The sequence below is a fragment of the Fusibacter ferrireducens genome (assembly GCF_015352425.1).
In the GTDB taxonomy this organism is placed as follows: Bacteria; Bacillota; Clostridia; order Peptostreptococcales; family Acidaminobacteraceae; genus Fusibacter_A; species Fusibacter_A ferrireducens.
Genome location: NZ_JADKNH010000016.1, coordinates 1 through 18,256, shown reverse-complemented (window position 1 = coordinate 18,256; position 18,256 = coordinate 1). Strand labels below are relative to the sequence as shown.

The following is an 18,256-nucleotide window of genomic DNA, read 5'->3' as shown; positions in this document are numbered from 1 at the left end:
ATGATTCCTCTACTTTCCTAAACAGAAATTACTAAAAATAGTGTTCATAAGATCTTCCTCGACACTTTCTCCAGTAATATGCCCTAAATTTAAAATTGCATTTTTTACATCCACTTCAATAAAATCATACGGCATTCCCGAATGTACTGCATTCAGAGCATCAGAGATGTTCTTTTCAGCATCCTTAACCAATTGAATATGTCTTGCATTGCTCATAATATCTGTGTAATTTACCTCGACTTCATTGCCAAAAACCATATTCTTAATTTCATTTTCCAACGCTTCGATACCAAGCTCGTTTTGAATAGATGCCTTAATAATCGTTTTGTCCATTAGTACAGAATGGATCGCATTCATATCTATTTTACTTTCAAGATCTGTTTTATTGATGATTACAATGGCATGCTTATTTTTGACGAGAGACATGATCTCATGATCTTCCTTTGTTAAAGCAACAGAGGCATCTAAAACGAAAATAATCAAATCCGCTTCATTAAAATAGAACTTAGATTTTTGTACACCAATCTTTTCAACAAGATCTTCAGTATCACGAATACCTGCTGTATCCATTAATTTAATCGGTATGCCTGAAATATTCATGTATTCCTCAATGACATCCCGGGTTGTTCCGGGAATTTCAGTTACAATTGCTCTTGAATCCTTAAGAAGAGCATTCATTAAACTCGATTTGCCAACATTAGGTTTGCCAACGATCACCGTTTTTAAACCCTCTCTTATAATTTTACCCGATTTTGACTTTTCAAGAATGTCATTTAAATGATTTTTTATGTTAGCGAGAGTGGATTCAATCTTTGAATAAGTAATTTCCTCTATATCTTCTTCAGGATAATCAATGGAAACTTCAATTTCAGCCATTAAACCGATGAGATTGTCTCTATACTGCGTTATCTTTTCAGACAAATGACCCTTGAGTTGGTGCATTGCAACATCAAACCCAATTTCAGTCTTAGCACTGATGAGATCCATCACGGATTCAGCCTGTGCAAGATCTATTCTGCCATTTAGAAAAGCACGTTTTGTAAATTCACCCTTGTCAGCCATCCTTGCGCCTTTTGATAAAATGAGCGCCAAAATTTCTCGAAGTGGCATCATGCCACCATGACAGTTTATCTCTACCACATCTTCCATGGTGTAAGAACCACTTGAAGGCAATTTGACAACCATGACCTCATCTATCATTTTGGCATTATTAAAGATGTGACCATAGTACATTTTTCGATTTTCTAAAACGTCATTGGATTTTTTAAAGGGTTTAAAAATTTCAGATAATATTTGAAAAGAGTCTGGGCCACTCATGCGCACAATGCCAATGGCACCTTCTCCTAAAGGTGTGGAAATAGCTGTAATTGTATCAAATAACAATTTAATCACTCCTAAATTACAAATTAAAATATAACCCAGTGGTTAACTGGGTTATTGGATTAGTTAGCTCTATTCTTTTTATAATCATAATAGATAACAACTTTTCTGAAAGGTTCATCCCCTTCAGATTTTGTGCTGACAAACGGATTATTTTGAAGTGCCGAATGAATAATACGTCTTTCATAAGGATTCATCGGTTCCAAGATCACATTTTTTCTAGACTTTTTAACTTTAAAAGCAAGTTTTCCAGCCAAATTTTCAAGTGTCTCTTTACGTTTCATCCTATAATTTTCTGTATCCAGCACAACTCTTACATATTCATCTCTATTTTTATTGACCACTAAACTGATAAGATATTGTAAAGAATCCAGTGTTTGTCCTCTTTTTCCTATCAAGATGGCCATGTCTTCACCTTCCATATTAATAGAAAGATTATCATCATATAATTCAGCAGTTATATTTGCAGAAATATTCATTTCACTTAACATACTTGCTAAAAAGGTCTGTGCTATATCCGCAGCATTATGTTTTTTACTCACTCTAATCTTAGTTTCTTTAGCACCAAAACCTAAAAATCCTTTAGAACCTTCTTCAATAATCTCATACTCAACCTCATCTCGGTTGGCATCGAGTTCAATTAAAGCAAGTCTAAGTGCTTCTTCAACACTCTTACCATATTTTTCGACAAATTTCATGTACTATGCATCCCCCTTAACTTGTCTATTCATAATATATTGTTGACCAATTTGGAATAAGTTACCAATCGTCCAATATAAAATCAGACCCGCTGACAGACTTTTACCCCAAAATAGAATCATTACTGGGAAAACTGTTTGCATTACCTTCATTTGAGTATTCGCAGCACCTTCCGCAGCAGGCGCTGTATTCATTGTTGACATTTGGAAATATGTTAATGCAGCTGATGTAATTGGTAAAAGACCCGGTAATGCAATGAGCCATTCCGGACCATTAGGTAGAACATTTCCAATTAGATCAGGCAGCGCCAGATTCGGAACCCACAAAAAAGCGTCTTGCGTTGCACTGACAAGCAACTCTGGATTTCCAGAAAACACATAGAGCTCAGGTTGTCTTAAAGCAGTAAAAAGGCCAATGATAATTGGCATTTGAATCAAAATAGGTAAACAACCGCTTAATGGATTATAATTATGTTCTTTATAAAGTTCCATTGTGAGTTGTTGTATTTTTTCTTGATTGCCCTTGTATTTATCTTGAATTTCTTTTATCTTAGGTTGAATTGCTGCCATTTCTTTAGAAGATTTTAACTGTTTGAACGTCAATGGCAACAAAATCAATTTTGTTATCAATGTAAATATAATAATCGCTACACCATAATCTTTTACCAAGTTAAAAATTAACCCCAATAAGTAACCAAAAAATTGCGCAAATATCGCCAATGAATTTTCCTCCTAATATACTATTCTAATGGATCATACCCACCTGGATGAAAGGGATGGCACTTTGAAATTCTTTTCACACTGAGAAAGCCACCCTTGATTGCCCCATATTTCTCTATCGCCTCTAAAGAATATTGAGAGCACGTAGGCAGAAATCTACAATTACTACCTAATAGTGGGGATATATATTTTTGATATAATTTAATTATAAATATCATAACATATTTCATTTCAATCACGCTTACGAATCATTTTATTTAATAAAAATTTCATAGATTTTTCAATTTTAAAATAATCTGCGTTATTTGATCTCACACGCGCTATAAAAATTATATCATAACTATTATCACTCAGATAATTCAAACGAAAAGATTCTCTAATCAATCTCTTTACTCTATTGCGTCTAACACTGTTTCCAACTTTTTTACTTACCGATAACCCTACACGAGTATATCCAAGTTTGTTAGGTAAAATATACATTACTAGATACTTGTCTACAAAGGATTTTCCTCTTTTATATACCTTACTAAACTCTGAAGGTTTCTTCAAACTTTCATAAGTCATAAGACCTCCAATTTAATCCTAAAGACGAACCATACTCATTTTTTTAATAAAAATACATTGTAAAAAAAGACCACTGACTGCGGTCTTTTCATCCATTAAGCAGATAATTGTTTTCTACCTTTTCTTCTTCTTGATTTAAGAATATTTCTACCTGAGCTTGATTTCATTCTTTTTCTAAATCCATGCTCAACTTTTCTTTGTCTCTTCTTAGGTTGAAAAGTTTGCTTCATTACCAGACACCTCCTTAGTTGTAAACAAATTATATATGTTAACAAAATTTCTACACAAGTCCGCTAAAATATTATAACTTGAAGGACTCCACCTGTCAAGTTATAACACAAAGTAATTCAAACTCTATAAATTAATCCGTTTTCTACTATATATAGTAATACATAAATAGTCTATAAACTCATGTAGTATATTTTTAAAACGATTGTGCAAAAAAAATCAAGTTATCCACAATTTTATATTGAAAAAAAATTTTTTTAATTTCAAAAAATATATCCACAACTTAAAAATCTCAAATTTAATATTATTTTTTGTGGATAAGTTTGAAAAAAACCTTATTCTTTGGTAAAATAATTTGTACTAACAATTTACCGTTTTCTTAGAGATAAAGTTGTGGATAAGTATGATATGTTGATTATTTATCAATTTTTTTTTGACTTTTTGCATATTTCACTGTTGATACTGTTGATAAAATCGACTATTTTCTGTTGATAAGTCTAATTGGATCATATTTATCCACAATTTTATACATTTGAAATTTGTAATGCCACTTTTTAAACTATCAACAATATTAACATTTATTTGTGGATAACTATTAGCAATTAGGAGGATAACACATGGATAATTACTTGCAGACCATTTGGGATCAAGCCAGGGAAATTATGAGAAATGAATTAATGACTGTCAGTTTCAATACTTGGATCGAAACAATAGATCCAGTCACCATTGAAGGTAATACAATCATCTTACAAACTTTAAGTGTTCTAAATAGAAGTGTTTTAGAAACGCGATACAATGATTTGATTAAAAATACCATCAAACATGTGACCAATCAAGATTTTATCGTAAAATACATCATCCCTGAAGAAAACACACTTGATAAAAATAAAGCTGCCATGGAGCAGGAAGTCAATGATCTCTTAGAGTCTACAAATTTAAATCCAAGATATGTCTTCAATGAATTTGTCGTGGGAAACAGCAATCGTTTTGCACATGCAGCATCACTTGCAGTTGCTGAATCGCCAGCTAAAGCTTATAATCCTCTTTTTATATATGGAGGCGTTGGTCTTGGCAAAACCCATTTAATGCATGCCATTGGCCACTATATTTTGTCTCAAAATAAAAACGCCAAAATCTATTATGTCTCCAGTGAAAAATTTACAAATGAACTCATCAATTCTATAAAAGATGATAAAAATGAAGAATTTAGAAACAAATATAGAACCGTTGATGTTTTACTTGTAGATGATATCCAATTTATTGCAGGTAAAGAACGTACTCAAGAAGAGTTTTTCCATACTTTCAACGCACTTTACGAAGACAACAAACAAATCATTGTTTCATCTGATAGACCTCCTAAAGAAATTCCAACTCTTGAGGATCGATTGAGATCACGTTTTGAATGGGGATTGATATCTGATATTCAAGCACCGGATTTTGAAACGAGAATCGCCATATTGAGAAAAAAATCTGAAAGAGATCGTGCTGATGTTCCAAATGAGGTCTTTGAATTTATTGCTTCCAAAATAAAATCAAATATCAGAGAACTGGAAGGTGCACTTAATAGAGTTGTTGCATACTCTACACTTACCAAAAGAGATGTTGATATTTCACTTGCAAATGAAGCCCTTAAAGATTTAATCGCGTCCTCAAAAGCAAGAAAAGTAGATATTGATTTGATTAAAGCCACTGTTGCTGAATACTTCAATATGAAGATAGATGATTTTGAATCAAAAAAAAGAACACGTCAAATTGCATACCCCAGACAAATCGCAATGTACATTTCTAGAGAATTAACTGACCTTTCACTGCCTAAGATTGGCGAAGAATTCGGTGGTCGTGACCATACAACAGTCATTCATGCTTGCGAAAAAATAAATAACGACATGAGTAATGATTTTGATTTAAAACATCGAATTGACGGCATCATTAAAGAAATAAAAGGGGAGTGATCCCCTGTGAACATGTGCATAACTTTTTTGTGTATAACTTATCTATTTTTCTTTTTTATGCACAGTGGACAATTTTACTGTTTCGATGCTTTTTATACACAGGATAAATCAAGTGATTTTGAGTTTATTGCATGTCTAGAAGTAGTTTTCCACAAATCAACAGCCCCTATTACTACTACTAATAAATTAATTATCTAATTTATATTTATAAAAGGAGGATCACCCATGAAATTTTCATGTAATCAGCAAGAATTATCAACAGCTATTAATTTAGTTTCAAAAGCCGTTTCTAGTAAGACAACTTTACCTATATTATCAGGTATTTATTTTGAAACTGTAGGTGATCAAATAAGATTAATCGGAAATGATTTAAGTTTAAGCATAGAAACTTTTATGAGTGCAACTGTTTTTGAAAGTGGTAATATCGTCATTCCATCTAGAATACTCACTGAACTCATCAAAAAATTACCCAACAATTTAATTGAAATTGAAGTCAATGACAATAGTGTCATTACCATTAATTGTTTAGAATCCAGTTTTAAAATCGTAGGTCTTCCAGGACTTGAATATCCTGAATTGCCTAATATCGAAGACCAGAATTCTTTTGAAATTGATAAAGAACTTTTTTCTAACATGATTAAACAGACAAGCTTTGCCATTTCACAAGACGAGTCTAGACCCATATTAACAGGTGCTCTACTTGAAATTGAAAACAGTAAATTTAATATGGTTGCAATAGATGGCTTTAGAATGGCCATTAAACGTGCTCATATTAAAACCAATTTAAATGCTAAAGCAGTCGTTCCAGGTAAAACATTAAATGAAATCAATAAAATTATGTCTCAAGTAGAATCCAAAGGAGATCTTAAAATTGCCTTTGATGATAAACAAGTACTCTTTACTTTTGAATCGTTAAAAGTATATTCCAGACTACTCGCAGGCGAATTTATAAATTATACTCAAATATTGCCAAACGATTTTAAATCTGTTGCAAAAGTCAATACAGATCAATTTTTAACTTGTATCGATCGTTCATTTTTAATGGCAAGAGAAAATAAAAATGTGGCTATCAAATTAGAAATTAAAGATGATCTCATTAAAATTTCTTCTAGCTCTGAAATGGGCAGTTCTATGGAAAAGCTAAGCGTGGCATTGGAAGGTAATGACCTTGAAATTGGGTTTAATCCTAAATATCTCATTGATGCACTCAAAGTAATTGACAGTGAAGAAATTTATTTAGAAATGATCAATAATGTGAGTCCTTGTATTATTAGACCAATCGATCACGAAAGCTATACGTATTTAGTATTGCCTTGTAGGATATCCAGATAAGGGGTGCTTAAATGAAAAAAATAGAAATTGAAACAGATTATATTAAGCTTGATCAATTGCTTAAATATGCAGAGATCGTAAATTCAGGCGGTATTTCAAAGTTGTTAATTCAAGAAGGTTTTGTGAAAGTAAACCACGAAATTTGTACTTTGCGTGGCAAAAAAATCCATGATCTCGATGAAATCGAAGTGGCCATACCTGATGAATCAGGTATCGTTCAAGAAAAATATGAGCTAAAGGTCATTAAAAAGAAGTAGAGGTACGCTATTGAAAATTAAATCCATTGCGCTTAAAAATTTCAGAAATTACAACTATGTTCATTTAGGGTTTGACGAACACCTCAATATCATTGTAGGGGACAATGCTCAAGGCAAGACAAACTTACTTGAAGCGCTATACGTATGTGGATTTGGCAAATCTTTTAGAACGACAAAAGATTCTGATCTCGTCAATTTTAATGAGGAGATTACTTCTGTAAAAATTGATATAGAGCATGATAATGGATATCAAGAAATTATTGAATATAGAATTAATCAAAAGAATAGAAAAGAATTTTTAGTTAACGGTGTTAACATTACTAAAATTTCAGATTTGTTAGGAACGATCAATTTGGTTCTTTTTTATCCTGATGATTTGAAACTCATAAAAGAGAGCCCAGGAGAGAGACGAAAATTTCTCAACAGAGAGCTATCTCATATCAGTAAAATTTATTGTCTTGACATCATAGAATACAATCGTATTTTAATGCAACGCAATGAATTGCTGAAAAAGATTTTCTATAAACCAGAACATAAAGAGACTCTAGAGATATGGGATGAACAATTAGCAGATAAAGGTTCCAAGATTATTATGAAGCGTATGCATTTTATAGAGCGTCTTGGAGAGATCAGTAGAGAAATTCATGGGAATATAACCAATCATGTAGAAAATTTATCAATTAGTTATATAACTTCTGTTAAGAACCTGACAAATTATGATACAATAAAGGATGACTTAATAGCGGGATTTAAAAAAAATCAAGAGAGTGATATTAAAAGAGGATTTACCTCAATTGGACCACACAGAGATGACATTGATATAAAGATCAATGGTATCAATATCAAATCTTTTGGTTCTCAGGGACAACAGAGGACCGCGGCATTATCATTAAAGCTTTCTGAAATTGAAATCATTAAAAGTGAAGTTGGAGAATATCCTATTTTATTGCTTGATGATGTTATGAGTGAGCTTGATCATAAACGTCAAAAAGATCTTATATACACTTTAAAAAATGTTCAAACGATCATCACAACAACAGATGTAAAAAATCTATTAGATGATTATATAAATGCTTCCAAATTAATAAAAGTAAAAGGTGGAAGTATTCAATGCTAGTAGGAGGTAGAAATGTCAAATCAAGAGTACAATGCTGATCAGATACAGGTACTTGAAGGACTCGAAGCGGTTCGAAAACGTCCAGGGATGTATATTGGATCTACAAGTTTAAGGGGGCTTCACCATTTAGTATACGAAATCATCGATAACAGTATTGATGAAGCTTTGGCTGGGTATTGCAGTAAAATAAATGTCACAATAGAACCTGATAATATCATCACTGTGGAAGACAATGGAAGGGGAATGCCCATAGATATGCATCATAAGATGGGTATTCCAGCTGTTGAAGTAATCCATACGGTTTTGCATGCTGGTGGTAAGTTCGGTGGTGGAGGCTATAAAGTCTCCGGTGGTCTTCATGGCGTTGGTGCATCTGTCGTCAATGCACTTTCAGAATGGTTTCAAGTTGAAGTTAAAAGAAATGGACAAATTTATAAAATTGGGTTTGAACGCGGTGTCACAAGTGAAAAACTGCACGTGATTGACCAACTTGAAGATGACTCTATTACAGGTACTAAATCTTCTTTTAAAGCAGACTATCTTATCTTTGAAGAATTGGATTATGATTTTTCGGTTCTGGAGTCAAGAATAAGAGAATTGGCATTTTTAAATAAGGGTATAGAAATTGTCATTTCAGATAAGCGTGTAGATAAAGAAAAGGTTTCACGTTTTCACTATGAAGGAGGTATCAAAGAATTTGTTTCATACCTCAATGTGAATAGAAACGCAATTCATGATGATATTATATATGCTGAACAGGCAAGTCAAGGGAGTACCGTTGAAATTGCAATGCAATATACAGATGGTTTTTCTGAAAACTTGTTTACATTTGCAAATAATATCAGTACACATGAAGGTGGAACACATTTAGTAGGCTTTAAATCCGCTATAACACGCGTCATAAACGATTATGGTAGACGCAAGGGGATAATCAAGGAAAAAGATGATAATCTTACTGGTGAGGATGTTAGAGAGGGATTAACGGCCATTATATCTGTTAAGATGGAAGAACCTCAATTTGAAGGTCAAACTAAAACAAAACTTGGCAATAGTGAAATAAGAGGTATCGTTGAGTCCATTTGTTCCGAAATGTTTCAAATTTTTCTAGAAGAGAATCCACAACAGTCTAAATTGATCGTAGAGAAATGTCTAACTTCAGCAAAAGCAAGAGAAGCTGCAAGAAAAGCGAGAGAGTTGACAAGGCGAAAAGGGGCACTTGATGGTTTGACTTTGCCAGGCAAACTTGCAGATTGTTCTGAAAGAGATCCTTCAAAATGTGAAATTTATTTAGTGGAAGGGGATTCTGCAGGCGGCTCTGCAAAACTTGGAAGAGATCGTTCAATACAAGCGATTTTACCACTTAGAGGTAAGATCATGAATGTTGAAAAATCAAACTTTTCAAGAATATTTAACTCTGCTGAAATCAGAGCTATGATCACGGCGTTTGGATGTGGTATAGGTGAAGACTTTGATGTTGAAAAACTGAGATATGATAAAATTTTTATCATGACAGATGCCGATGTGGATGGTGCGCATATCAGAACATTGATTTTAACTTTCTTCTTCAGATTTATGAGACCACTAATAGAACAAGGACATGTTTACATTGCAATGCCGCCACTTTATAAGATAAAGAAGAGTAAAAGTATCTATTATGTTTATTCCGATAAGGAACTGAATAAGTTGTTAGGTGAAATTGGAAAAACAGGTATAAGTATACAACGATATAAAGGTCTTGGTGAAATGAATGCTGAACAACTTTGGTCGACGACCATGGATCCATCAGTGAGAACGATCATGAATGTGAGTATAGATGATGCAGCAGAAGCAGATTTGATATTTTCAACATTGATGGGTGAAAAAGTGGAACCAAGAAGAGATTTTATTGAAGCAAATGCACGCTATGTTACAAATTTAGATGTCTAGGAGGAAATAGAAGTTGAGTGATTTTAAAAATGATGACATCAATGATGAAATCAATGAAAGCATAAATGAATCTGAGACGATTGTTCACGTAGACATCATGGATGAAATGAAAAAATCATATATGGATTATGCGATGAGCGTAATTGTCAGTAGAGCTTTACCAGATGCAAGAGATGGTTTAAAACCCGTTCATAGGCGTATATTGTATGCCATGAATGAAATCAATTTCACACACGATAAACCGCATCGTAAATCTGCGCGTATTGTGGGAGAAGTTATCGGTAAGTACCATCCGCATGGCGATTCTTCAATTTATGGTGCAATGGTCAGATTTGCACAAGATTTCTCTATGAGATATCCACTCGTGGATGGACAGGGAAACTTTGGTTCTATCGATGGTGATGGTGCTGCTGCCATGCGTTATACTGAAGCGAGAATGACGCGTCTTTCAGGTGAATTATTGAGAGATATAGAAAAAAATACAGTTGATTTTGTTCCTAACTTTGATGAGACTGAAACGCAACCTGCTGTGTTACCGAGTCGTTTTCCAAATCTTTTAGTGAACGGTTCAAATGGTATTGCAGTAGGTATGGCGACTTCTATTCCACCACATAATTTGGGTGAAGTTATAGATGCAGCTGTAAGAATGATGGATGATCCTGAAACAGATGTCTATGATCTTATGGAATGCGTCAAAGGACCTGATTTTCCAACTGGTGCAGAAATTATGGGCATTGAAGGCATTAAACGTGCCTATAGAACAGGTAGAGGGCGTGTCATTTTAAGGTCAAAAGCTGAAATAGAAGACATGAAAAATGGTAAGACGCGTATAATTGTTACTGAAATTCCTTATCAAGTCAACAAATCTAAAATGATTGAGGGGATTGCCGAACTCGTAAAATCTAAAAGAGTTGAAGGCATTACAGATTTAAGAGATGAGAGTAACCGTAAGGGAATTCGTGTTGTTATTGAGCTTCGAAGGGATGTTAATGCGAATATTATACTCAACCAACTTTACAAACATTCACAATTACAAGTGTCGTATAGCATTATTTTATTAGCACTTGTAGGTGGCGAACCAAAGGTCATGAATTTAAGAGAGTTAATTTCTGTATATATTGAACATCAAGTTGACGTTGAAACCAGAAGAGTTGCTTTTGATCTCCAAAAGGCAAGAGATCGTGCTCATATTTTAGAAGGCCTTAGAATTGCCATTGACAATATTGATGAAGTGATTAGGATCATAAGAAGTGCTTATAATGATGCTGAGCTGAAATTGATAGAACGTTTTGATCTATCAGAAATACAGGCGAAGACAATTGTAGATATGAGATTGAGAAGGTTACAAGGTCTCGAGTGTGAAAAAATTGAAAATGAATACAATGAAATTTTAAAAACAATTGAGTATTTAATCTCACTTTTAGAAAATAAACCACTTTTATTGAATATCATAAAAGAAGATTTAATGCGCATTAAAAAGCAATATAATGATGAGAGAAGAACAGAAATCAGCATTAATCCTGATGAGATTGATTATGAAGATCTCATTGAAGAGGATGAAGTCATTATAACATTAACGCATGCAGGGTATATCAAACGTGTTTCTACTGGAGAATATGTCTCTCAAAAAAGAGGCGGTAGAGGGAAGACGGGATTATCAACCAGAGAAGAAGATTTTGTAAACGACATTTTTACAACTTCGACGCATGACTATTTGTTGTTCTTCACTAACTTTGGCAAAGTTTATAGGATGAAGGCATATAGGATTCCCGATGGTTCTAGAATTTCTAAGGGAACGGCAATTGTCAATTTACTGCCTCTTGAACCGGAAGAATGCGTGAATGCAATCGTTCCAATTAAGGATTTTGAGAATGGTTACTTGACGTTGTGTACCAAACAAGGTGTGATCAAGAAAACAACGCTGGATCAGTTTGATACATCGCGTAAAACAGGGCTAATTGCCATCAATCTAAATGAAGATGATCAGCTTATCTCTGTTAAACGCACAGATGGTAACAATGAGATGATCGTCATTACAGCCAATGGTAAATCCATCAGATTCAGTGAAAATGATGTACGTCCAATGGGTAGAACTGCCACAGGTGTAAGGGCTATAAAACTTGCAGACTCTGACTATGTTATTGAAATGGACATTGTTACAGAAAATGGCAAAGTATTGATTGTCTCTGAAAATGGCTATGGTAAAAGAACTCCATTGACAGAGTATAGACAACAAACGCGTGGTGGTAAAGGTATTATAACCTATAATATCAATAGCAAGACGGGTCGTGTTATCGGTGCTAAAGTTGTTGAAGATTCAGATGACTTAATGATCATTAACGACAATGGTGTCCTCATTAGAATTAAGGTAGACGAAATATCTGTAACAGGTAGAATCACATCAGGTGTTCGCTTGATGAAGGTCAATGATGAAACAAGTTTGGTTTCAATCGCCTTAATCAAAGAAGATGATTCTGATGAAACTGAATTGGAAGCAACTGACGAAAATATAAAAGCAAATGAAGTTTCTAATGAAACTGAAAGTCAAACAGAAGAGGTATAGACCTCACTCAATAAGAATGCATAAAAAAACACCTCATTAGTGGGTATCATCATACACTAATGAGGTGTTTTTCCATTTTTAAAAAGTTTAAAGGTTCATATACATAACTGCATAAGTGGTGATATAGAGCATATATTGAATCATTTCACATAAAAAGAAAAAGAAAAAGGATGCAATAAAATGTGTATGAGGTTTATTTTTTATAAAGAGTTTAAGGCAGAGTAAACTTACGGCTGTTGTAAAAACAAAAGTAAGAATGCTTGATATAGGTGAACTCAAATGAAACGGTGGAATGCCAATATTTTTATTATTAAAATGTAAAAGGTGAATATCGGAATAGACGTAATAAATTTTAGCAAGTATATAAGTGATCACAGCAGAATAAAGCATTTTCATATGATTTCTTTCAACCCAGCTCATTTTTACAATTGCAATGGGAATAATAATAAAGACAACTGGAAAAAGTAAACCTATAATAACGGTCCATGAAGTCATTATAGAGGCTGGAATATAAGTTAATGCACCAAAGAATATATCTAGCAAATCACTAAATTTGACATGTTTACTCTGGGATATAATATCAGGGTGATCACTTGATAAATAAATTGTATTATGTCGATGGTCTATTTCATTAGTAATGAGATAATTATAATTATTTAGGGTAAAAAATCTAAAATTAGGGGCATAATACTTTGATTTTGTTAATATTTTATAAGGTGAATTATCAATGAGTTGATTTTCAGTAACAGGTCTCATAAAAATATTTGTATAGGATTGATATTGAGATCCTACCTCTTGCTTACCAATGAAGCTTTTATCATTATAGGCAACGTAAACCTCATTTTTATAATCTACGAAGTGTGTATTGGGATCATAACTCATGTTTGAGGCATTTGTACTTTCAAGTACATGAAGTGATGCTTGATCGAGAATAAAATAGACTTCAAAGTTTTGACCGTATTTAGCATTTTTTAAAACAAGGCAATTATAAATTTTATTATTCTTTATATAGAGATTTGCATCAAGTGAAGTAGTCCCTGAAATGGTAACAATTTTTTCTATATTATTGTGATAATCCATTTTTTGAGTGATTAAATCATATTCGTAGAAACTAAAATAATATGTTCCCAAATCGTATTCGAGTAGATTGATGAAAAGTTTATCTTGATCTATTTTAAAATCAAATTGCTCTGTTTTTGAGTTTTCGCTTATAAAATGTGACTCTAAACCGTCAAAGTAAAAAAATTTATTTTGATTGTAATAGACCAATTTTTGACCATCTAATTTGACAAGTTCATACTGATCCGCAATTTCAAATGAAGACAAAAGCGAAAAGTCATCTAAATTGAATTTGTATAGCTTGAGTGTATTTTCTGCTGCAATTAAAACACTTAGCGAATCCGAGTTTAAAGCAGTACTTATTTTTTTAACATCATAATCTAAGTTGTAGGAAAAGGATTTCTGAATTTCACCAGACAAGTTGAGCATTTCAAAATTAATCTTTTTAGAATCACAAAAAGTTAGAAAAATTTGATTTTCACTTGTGATGACATCAAAAATATCGTCATAGTAATTTTCAGTTTGATCGGTATCCTCAGATTGATATAATGTGATATATTTAGACCAACTTTCACTTGGTAGCGCGACAAAATCAGCATAAATAACAGATGATAAAAGCAGTAACGAAATAAAAAAACTTGCAAGTAATATAAATTTCCAATTATAAATTTTTTTCATATATGTCCCCCTGTGATTAAAAAAAAACAATTTAGATATATTATCTCTTTAAATAATTAAAAAAGATATATAAAATGGCTAAAGAATTATTAAAAAAAATTAATAAAATTGATGAAATGGTATATATATATTAATACTTTAAAATCAAATGATGGTTTAAAATCAGAAATATAGTATAATAGTAGTAGAATTTATAAATATGGACAATATTAAGGGGGTTATTCAATGTCTTTAAGATTAAACACAAGTTTCGATGATGGAAACAACAGTTGGGAAGTTGAATTGATTGGAGAAGTAGATATTAATTCTAAATCAATGCTTAAAGAAGAACTGATTCAACTCAACGAAAAAAGACAAGCTGATTTCATTTTTAAGTGTGAAAACCTAGATTACATTGATAGTACGGGATTAGGCGTTTTGATTAGTTTTTATAAAAATGTCAAAATAGGCAATAAATCTGTATACTTTGAAAAACTTAAGCCAAGTATATTTAAAATATTTTCGTTGACAGGCTTAGACAAGATTTTTTCTATTCGTCAATAAAAAGAAAAGGTGGAGAAGTCGTATGAATGATACTGTAAATTTGTCTTTACCAAGTAAGCCAGAGTATGTAAGCGTCGCACGTTTGACTGCGTCTTTTGTGGCAAATAAAATGGGATTTGATATAGAAGCTATTGAAGATATCAAATTGGCTGTGGGTGAAGCCTGTAACAATGCTGTGTTGCATTCCGGATCTAAAGACACTTATAATTTAGAGTTTAGGCAAAATAATGAGACATTGTCTATTGAAATTAAGGATTTTGGAAATGGTTTTGATTTTAATAATTATCATGAACCGATGTTAGAGGATCCACAAGAAAGTGGATTGGGACTTTTTATTATTAAAGCACTAATGGATGAGGTTAAAATTGATACAGAAGAAGGATTAGGAACTAAAATAATAATGAGTAAAATAGTGGAGTGATCTACTATTTGATTAGGGGCTGATGTTCATGAATAATAAGCATATTATGAAGGAAAATGACTCTGCTTTAAAAAGGGATTTAAAAAGCATAGGGACTAAAGATCTGTTTATTCTGTTTAGAGATGATAGAGATTTAGAAATAAGAAACGAACTCATAAAGCGTCATATGTATATCACTGAAATTTTGGCCAAAAAATATATCAACAAGGGTATTGAGTATGAAGATATTTATCAAGTTGCCTCTCTTGGATTAATTTATGCGATAGAGCGATTTGATGTTGATAAAGGATTTGAATTTTCTAGTTTTGCTACGCCGACAATTATTGGTGAAATCAAAAAATATTTTAGAGATAAAGGGTGGTCTGTTAGAGTGCCCAGGAGAATTCAAGAACTATCTAAGAAGATCAATATGGCCAAAGCAAAATTGCAACAGGATTTACAACGTATTCCTAAAGTGAGTGATATTGCACTGTATCTAAATGTATCTGAAGAAGAAGTTATAGAAGCAATGGAAGCGTCTCAGGTTTATACGCCTAAATCACTTGATGTGACTTATGATGCATCGGGTGATGATAAGGATATACAACTTCAAGATATTATTGGTAGAGATGATAAGACTTTTGATACAATTGAAAATAAAGATTTTATCAATATGTGTTTAAAAAAACTAAATGAAGTTGAAATCAAAATCGTCAATGATCGTTTTTTTGATAATAAGACACAAATTCAAGTTGCAGAGGAATTAAATGTTTCTCAGATGACGGTATCTAGAATGGAAAAGAAAATTATAAAAAAATTTAGAAAAGAACTCTCTAAATTAAATGAAATATAAAATATGATATTGGAATAGGATAAAAATAGGGTGCTCCCTATTTTTTGATTTGAACAACAAATACTATAGTACGTTAAAGTTGAGCCGAAAATTTTCTCAAAGGTATCCATCGAAAAAAATGATTCAGGATATTTTATATGGATACTTTAATACGAAATGAATCGCCACGCAAAAATAGGGTACTGTAAATTTAATTAATGAATTTAAAATATATAATAAAAGTAAGAAAAAAGAATAGAGTATTAAAACAACAGGCTTCAATCGTCTACTAGAATGATTGAAGCCTGTTGTTTTATAAAATAAAGTCATTTCAAATTTAAAAGGTTACAAAGCCAACTTGTTTTTTAACACGATCAAGAACTACTGTAGATAATGCATTGGCACGTTCTCGACCTTGTTTCAATACATCATAAACATCTCCACTGGTAATAATCTTTTGAAAATCAGATTGAACTTTGTCCAGCTCACTTTGGACAACTCCAACTAAATCTTTCTTTAAAGCCCCATAACCTTGACCTTCGTATTTAGATACAATGGAGGGAATAGATTCGCCTGAAAATTGAGAATAGATGGTCAAAAGATTACTAACACCAGGTTTATTAATAAAATCATATTTAACTTCAGAATGACTATCCGTTGTAGATTTCATAATTGTCTTTTTAACTTTAGCAGCAGATTCCAGTAAAGTAATTTTAGAATGTTCGTTTGGATTACTTTTGCTCATTTTCTGAGTAGGATCATCGAAAGCCATAATGCGTGCACCTTCTTCTACTTTTGCAATAATAGGCTCCGGCACAACGAATGTTTCACCAAATCTATTATTAAAACGAATTGCAATATCTCTAGTCAATTCAAGATGTTGTTTTTGATCATTGCCAACAGGAACATAATTCGTATCATATAGAAGTATATCAGATGCCATCAATAAAGGATAAGTGAAAAGGCCTGTAGTCACCGCTTTTTTACCTTCAGATTTATCTTTAAATTGTGTCATTCTATTCAATTCTCCCATGTAAGAGAAACAATTTAAAATCCATGCTAATTCAGCATGAGCAGAAACTTGAGATTGAATAAAAAGCGTTACTTTTTTGGGATCAAGGCCAATAGCCAAATAGAGGGCAGCTAATTCAATAGTGCTCTTTTTGAGTTGTTCTGGATCTTGTGGTAAAGTAATTGAGTGCAGATCGACAACACAGTATATACAATCTTTATCATCTTGTTGTCTTACGAAATTTTTCATGGTTATATAGTTACCTAAGTGGATTTGTCCTGTGGGTTGTACACCTGAAAATACGCGCTTCATTTAATGGCCTCCTAAATTAGTATGAGTGATTTATAAACGTAAAAAATAAGAACGTTAAATTATAAAATCAAAATACACTTTTAAATGTTATTTGAAGTAAGAAGAATTTTGATAAAATCAACTATCAATTAAAACAATTATCTATATAATCCAATCATACTTATTTCTAATTATTATTAGAGTTATTATAATATTATTGAAAAGAAGCGTCAAGGCAATAAGAACTAAGAAACAATTCATTCCATATCAAAGCAAATAAATAGAGTTTGGATAGAGAAATCTGATAAAAAAACGATTAAATTATAGATTACTCTAAATAACGATAGAGGAGATATTTTTGTTATATATATGAAGAAAAAGTATATCAATCAATTTGTATAAGGATTAGGTTCCTCTTTTTGAGTGAATAGATTTTCAGATCAAGAAAAATTAAAAAAAAGAGTTGACAGCAATAAGGATATTTAGTATTATAAACAAGTTGCCTCACAGCGAAGCGACAAGAGCAAAACAAGCGAAAGAAAATAACTTAAAAAAAGTTGTTGACTTAGCAAGATATAACTGATATACTGATATAGCTGTCGCACATTGGATGAACGCCTTAATGGTTGAAATAGCAATGGAGCGACAACACAGGACCTTGAAAATTGAATAGCGCAAATGAATTAAAACACGCAATTCTTTGA

The 18,256-nt window shown here is 32.3% G+C and carries 18 protein-coding genes; 9 read left to right on the top strand and 9 right to left on the bottom strand.

The features are described 5' to 3' along the window. Positions 1 to 9: 9 nt before the first annotated feature. From mnmE to rpmH, 6 genes are all read right to left on the bottom strand, one after another. Entirely contained in the window at positions 10 to 1,383 is a 1,374-nt protein-coding gene (mnmE, locus tag ISU02_RS20300) for a tRNA uridine-5-carboxymethylaminomethyl(34) synthesis GTPase MnmE (RefSeq protein WP_194703680.1), read from the bottom strand. 59 nt (positions 1,384 to 1,442) lie between these two features. Then, a complete protein-coding gene (gene jag, locus ISU02_RS20295) occupies positions 1,443 to 2,078 on the bottom strand; it encodes an RNA-binding cell elongation regulator Jag/EloR (RefSeq protein ID WP_194703679.1) in 636 nt (211 codons plus the stop codon). A gap of 3 nt (positions 2,079 to 2,081) precedes the next feature. Continuing rightward, positions 2,082 to 2,798 (bottom strand): YidC/Oxa1 family membrane protein insertase, encoded by a 717-nt coding sequence (locus ISU02_RS20290; protein ID WP_194703678.1) that lies wholly within the window; start codon positions 2,796 to 2,798, stop codon positions 2,082 to 2,084. Between the two features lie 20 nt (positions 2,799 to 2,818). Further along, positions 2,819 to 3,028: a membrane protein insertion efficiency factor YidD gene (gene yidD / locus ISU02_RS20285; RefSeq protein WP_194703677.1), complete on the bottom strand. Its 210-nt coding sequence runs from the start codon at positions 3,026 to 3,028 to the stop codon at positions 2,819 to 2,821. Between the two features lies 1 nt (position 3,029). Further along, entirely contained in the window at positions 3,030 to 3,362 is a 333-nt protein-coding gene (gene rnpA, locus ISU02_RS20280; RefSeq protein WP_194703676.1) for a ribonuclease P protein component, read from the bottom strand. A 95-nt stretch (positions 3,363 to 3,457) separates the two neighbouring features. Continuing rightward, positions 3,458 to 3,592 carry a 50S ribosomal protein L34 gene (gene rpmH / locus ISU02_RS20275; protein WP_194703675.1) on the bottom strand — a complete coding sequence of 45 codons (135 nt, stop codon included), beginning with the start codon at positions 3,590 to 3,592 and terminating at the stop codon, positions 3,458 to 3,460. A 615-nt stretch (positions 3,593 to 4,207) separates the two neighbouring features. On the opposite strand from rpmH, the gene dnaA reads away from it, so the two are divergent. From dnaA to gyrA, 6 genes are all read left to right on the top strand, one after another. Then, the gene (dnaA, locus tag ISU02_RS20270; RefSeq protein WP_194703674.1) at positions 4,208 to 5,542 is read left to right on the top strand and encodes a chromosomal replication initiator protein DnaA; all 1,335 of its coding nucleotides are present in this window, start codon (positions 4,208 to 4,210) and stop codon (positions 5,540 to 5,542) included. Positions 5,543 to 5,767: 225 nt separating this feature from the next. After that, complete coding sequence (gene dnaN / locus ISU02_RS20265; protein ID WP_194703673.1) at positions 5,768 to 6,874, top strand: DNA polymerase III subunit beta; 1,107 nt, start codon at positions 5,768 to 5,770, stop codon at positions 6,872 to 6,874. 11 nt (positions 6,875 to 6,885) lie between these two features. Continuing rightward, positions 6,886 to 7,131: an RNA-binding S4 domain-containing protein gene (locus ISU02_RS20260; RefSeq protein ID WP_194703672.1), complete on the top strand. Its 246-nt coding sequence runs from the start codon at positions 6,886 to 6,888 to the stop codon at positions 7,129 to 7,131. Between the two features lie 10 nt (positions 7,132 to 7,141). Next, on the top strand, positions 7,142 to 8,248 hold the full coding sequence (gene recF / locus ISU02_RS20255; protein ID WP_194703671.1) for a DNA replication/repair protein RecF: 1,107 nt from the start codon (positions 7,142 to 7,144) through the stop codon (positions 8,246 to 8,248). A 12-nt stretch (positions 8,249 to 8,260) separates the two neighbouring features. Beyond that, complete coding sequence (gyrB, locus tag ISU02_RS20250) at positions 8,261 to 10,174, top strand: DNA topoisomerase (ATP-hydrolyzing) subunit B (RefSeq protein ID WP_194703670.1); 1,914 nt, start codon at positions 8,261 to 8,263, stop codon at positions 10,172 to 10,174. A 61-nt stretch (positions 10,175 to 10,235) separates the two neighbouring features. Then, positions 10,236 to 12,737 carry a DNA gyrase subunit A gene (gyrA, locus tag ISU02_RS20245; RefSeq protein WP_194703752.1) on the top strand — a complete coding sequence of 834 codons (2,502 nt, stop codon included), beginning with the start codon at positions 10,236 to 10,238 and terminating at the stop codon, positions 12,735 to 12,737. Between the two features lie 87 nt (positions 12,738 to 12,824). Here gyrA and ISU02_RS20240 read toward each other — a convergent pair whose 3' ends face one another. Further along, entirely contained in the window at positions 12,825 to 14,474 is a 1,650-nt protein-coding gene (locus ISU02_RS20240; protein ID WP_194703669.1) for a hypothetical protein, read from the bottom strand. Between the two features lie 225 nt (positions 14,475 to 14,699). Between ISU02_RS20240 and ISU02_RS20235 the strand changes: the two genes are divergently transcribed. From ISU02_RS20235 to ISU02_RS20225, 3 genes are read left to right on the top strand one after another with little or no spacing between them, the layout of a single operon-like run. After that, positions 14,700 to 15,017: an STAS domain-containing protein gene (locus ISU02_RS20235; protein ID WP_194703668.1), complete on the top strand. Its 318-nt coding sequence runs from the start codon at positions 14,700 to 14,702 to the stop codon at positions 15,015 to 15,017. A 22-nt stretch (positions 15,018 to 15,039) separates the two neighbouring features. Then, positions 15,040 to 15,438 carry an ATP-binding protein gene (locus tag ISU02_RS20230; protein WP_069870669.1) on the top strand — a complete coding sequence of 133 codons (399 nt, stop codon included), beginning with the start codon at positions 15,040 to 15,042 and terminating at the stop codon, positions 15,436 to 15,438. A gap of 28 nt (positions 15,439 to 15,466) precedes the next feature. Further along, positions 15,467 to 16,270: a SigB/SigF/SigG family RNA polymerase sigma factor gene (locus tag ISU02_RS20225; RefSeq protein ID WP_407646466.1), complete on the top strand. Its 804-nt coding sequence runs from the start codon at positions 15,467 to 15,469 to the stop codon at positions 16,268 to 16,270. A gap of 316 nt (positions 16,271 to 16,586) precedes the next feature. On the opposite strand, the gene trpS is transcribed toward ISU02_RS20225, so the two are convergent. Next, positions 16,587 to 17,573, bottom strand: a complete 987-nt coding sequence (trpS, locus tag ISU02_RS20220) for a tryptophan--tRNA ligase (RefSeq protein WP_194703667.1) — start codon at positions 17,571 to 17,573, stop codon at positions 16,587 to 16,589. Between the two features lie 483 nt (positions 17,574 to 18,056). Further along, positions 18,057 to 18,256, bottom strand: a 200-nt coding sequence (locus tag ISU02_RS23785; protein ID WP_207736452.1) for a hypothetical protein, incomplete at its 5' end; no start/stop codon positions are given.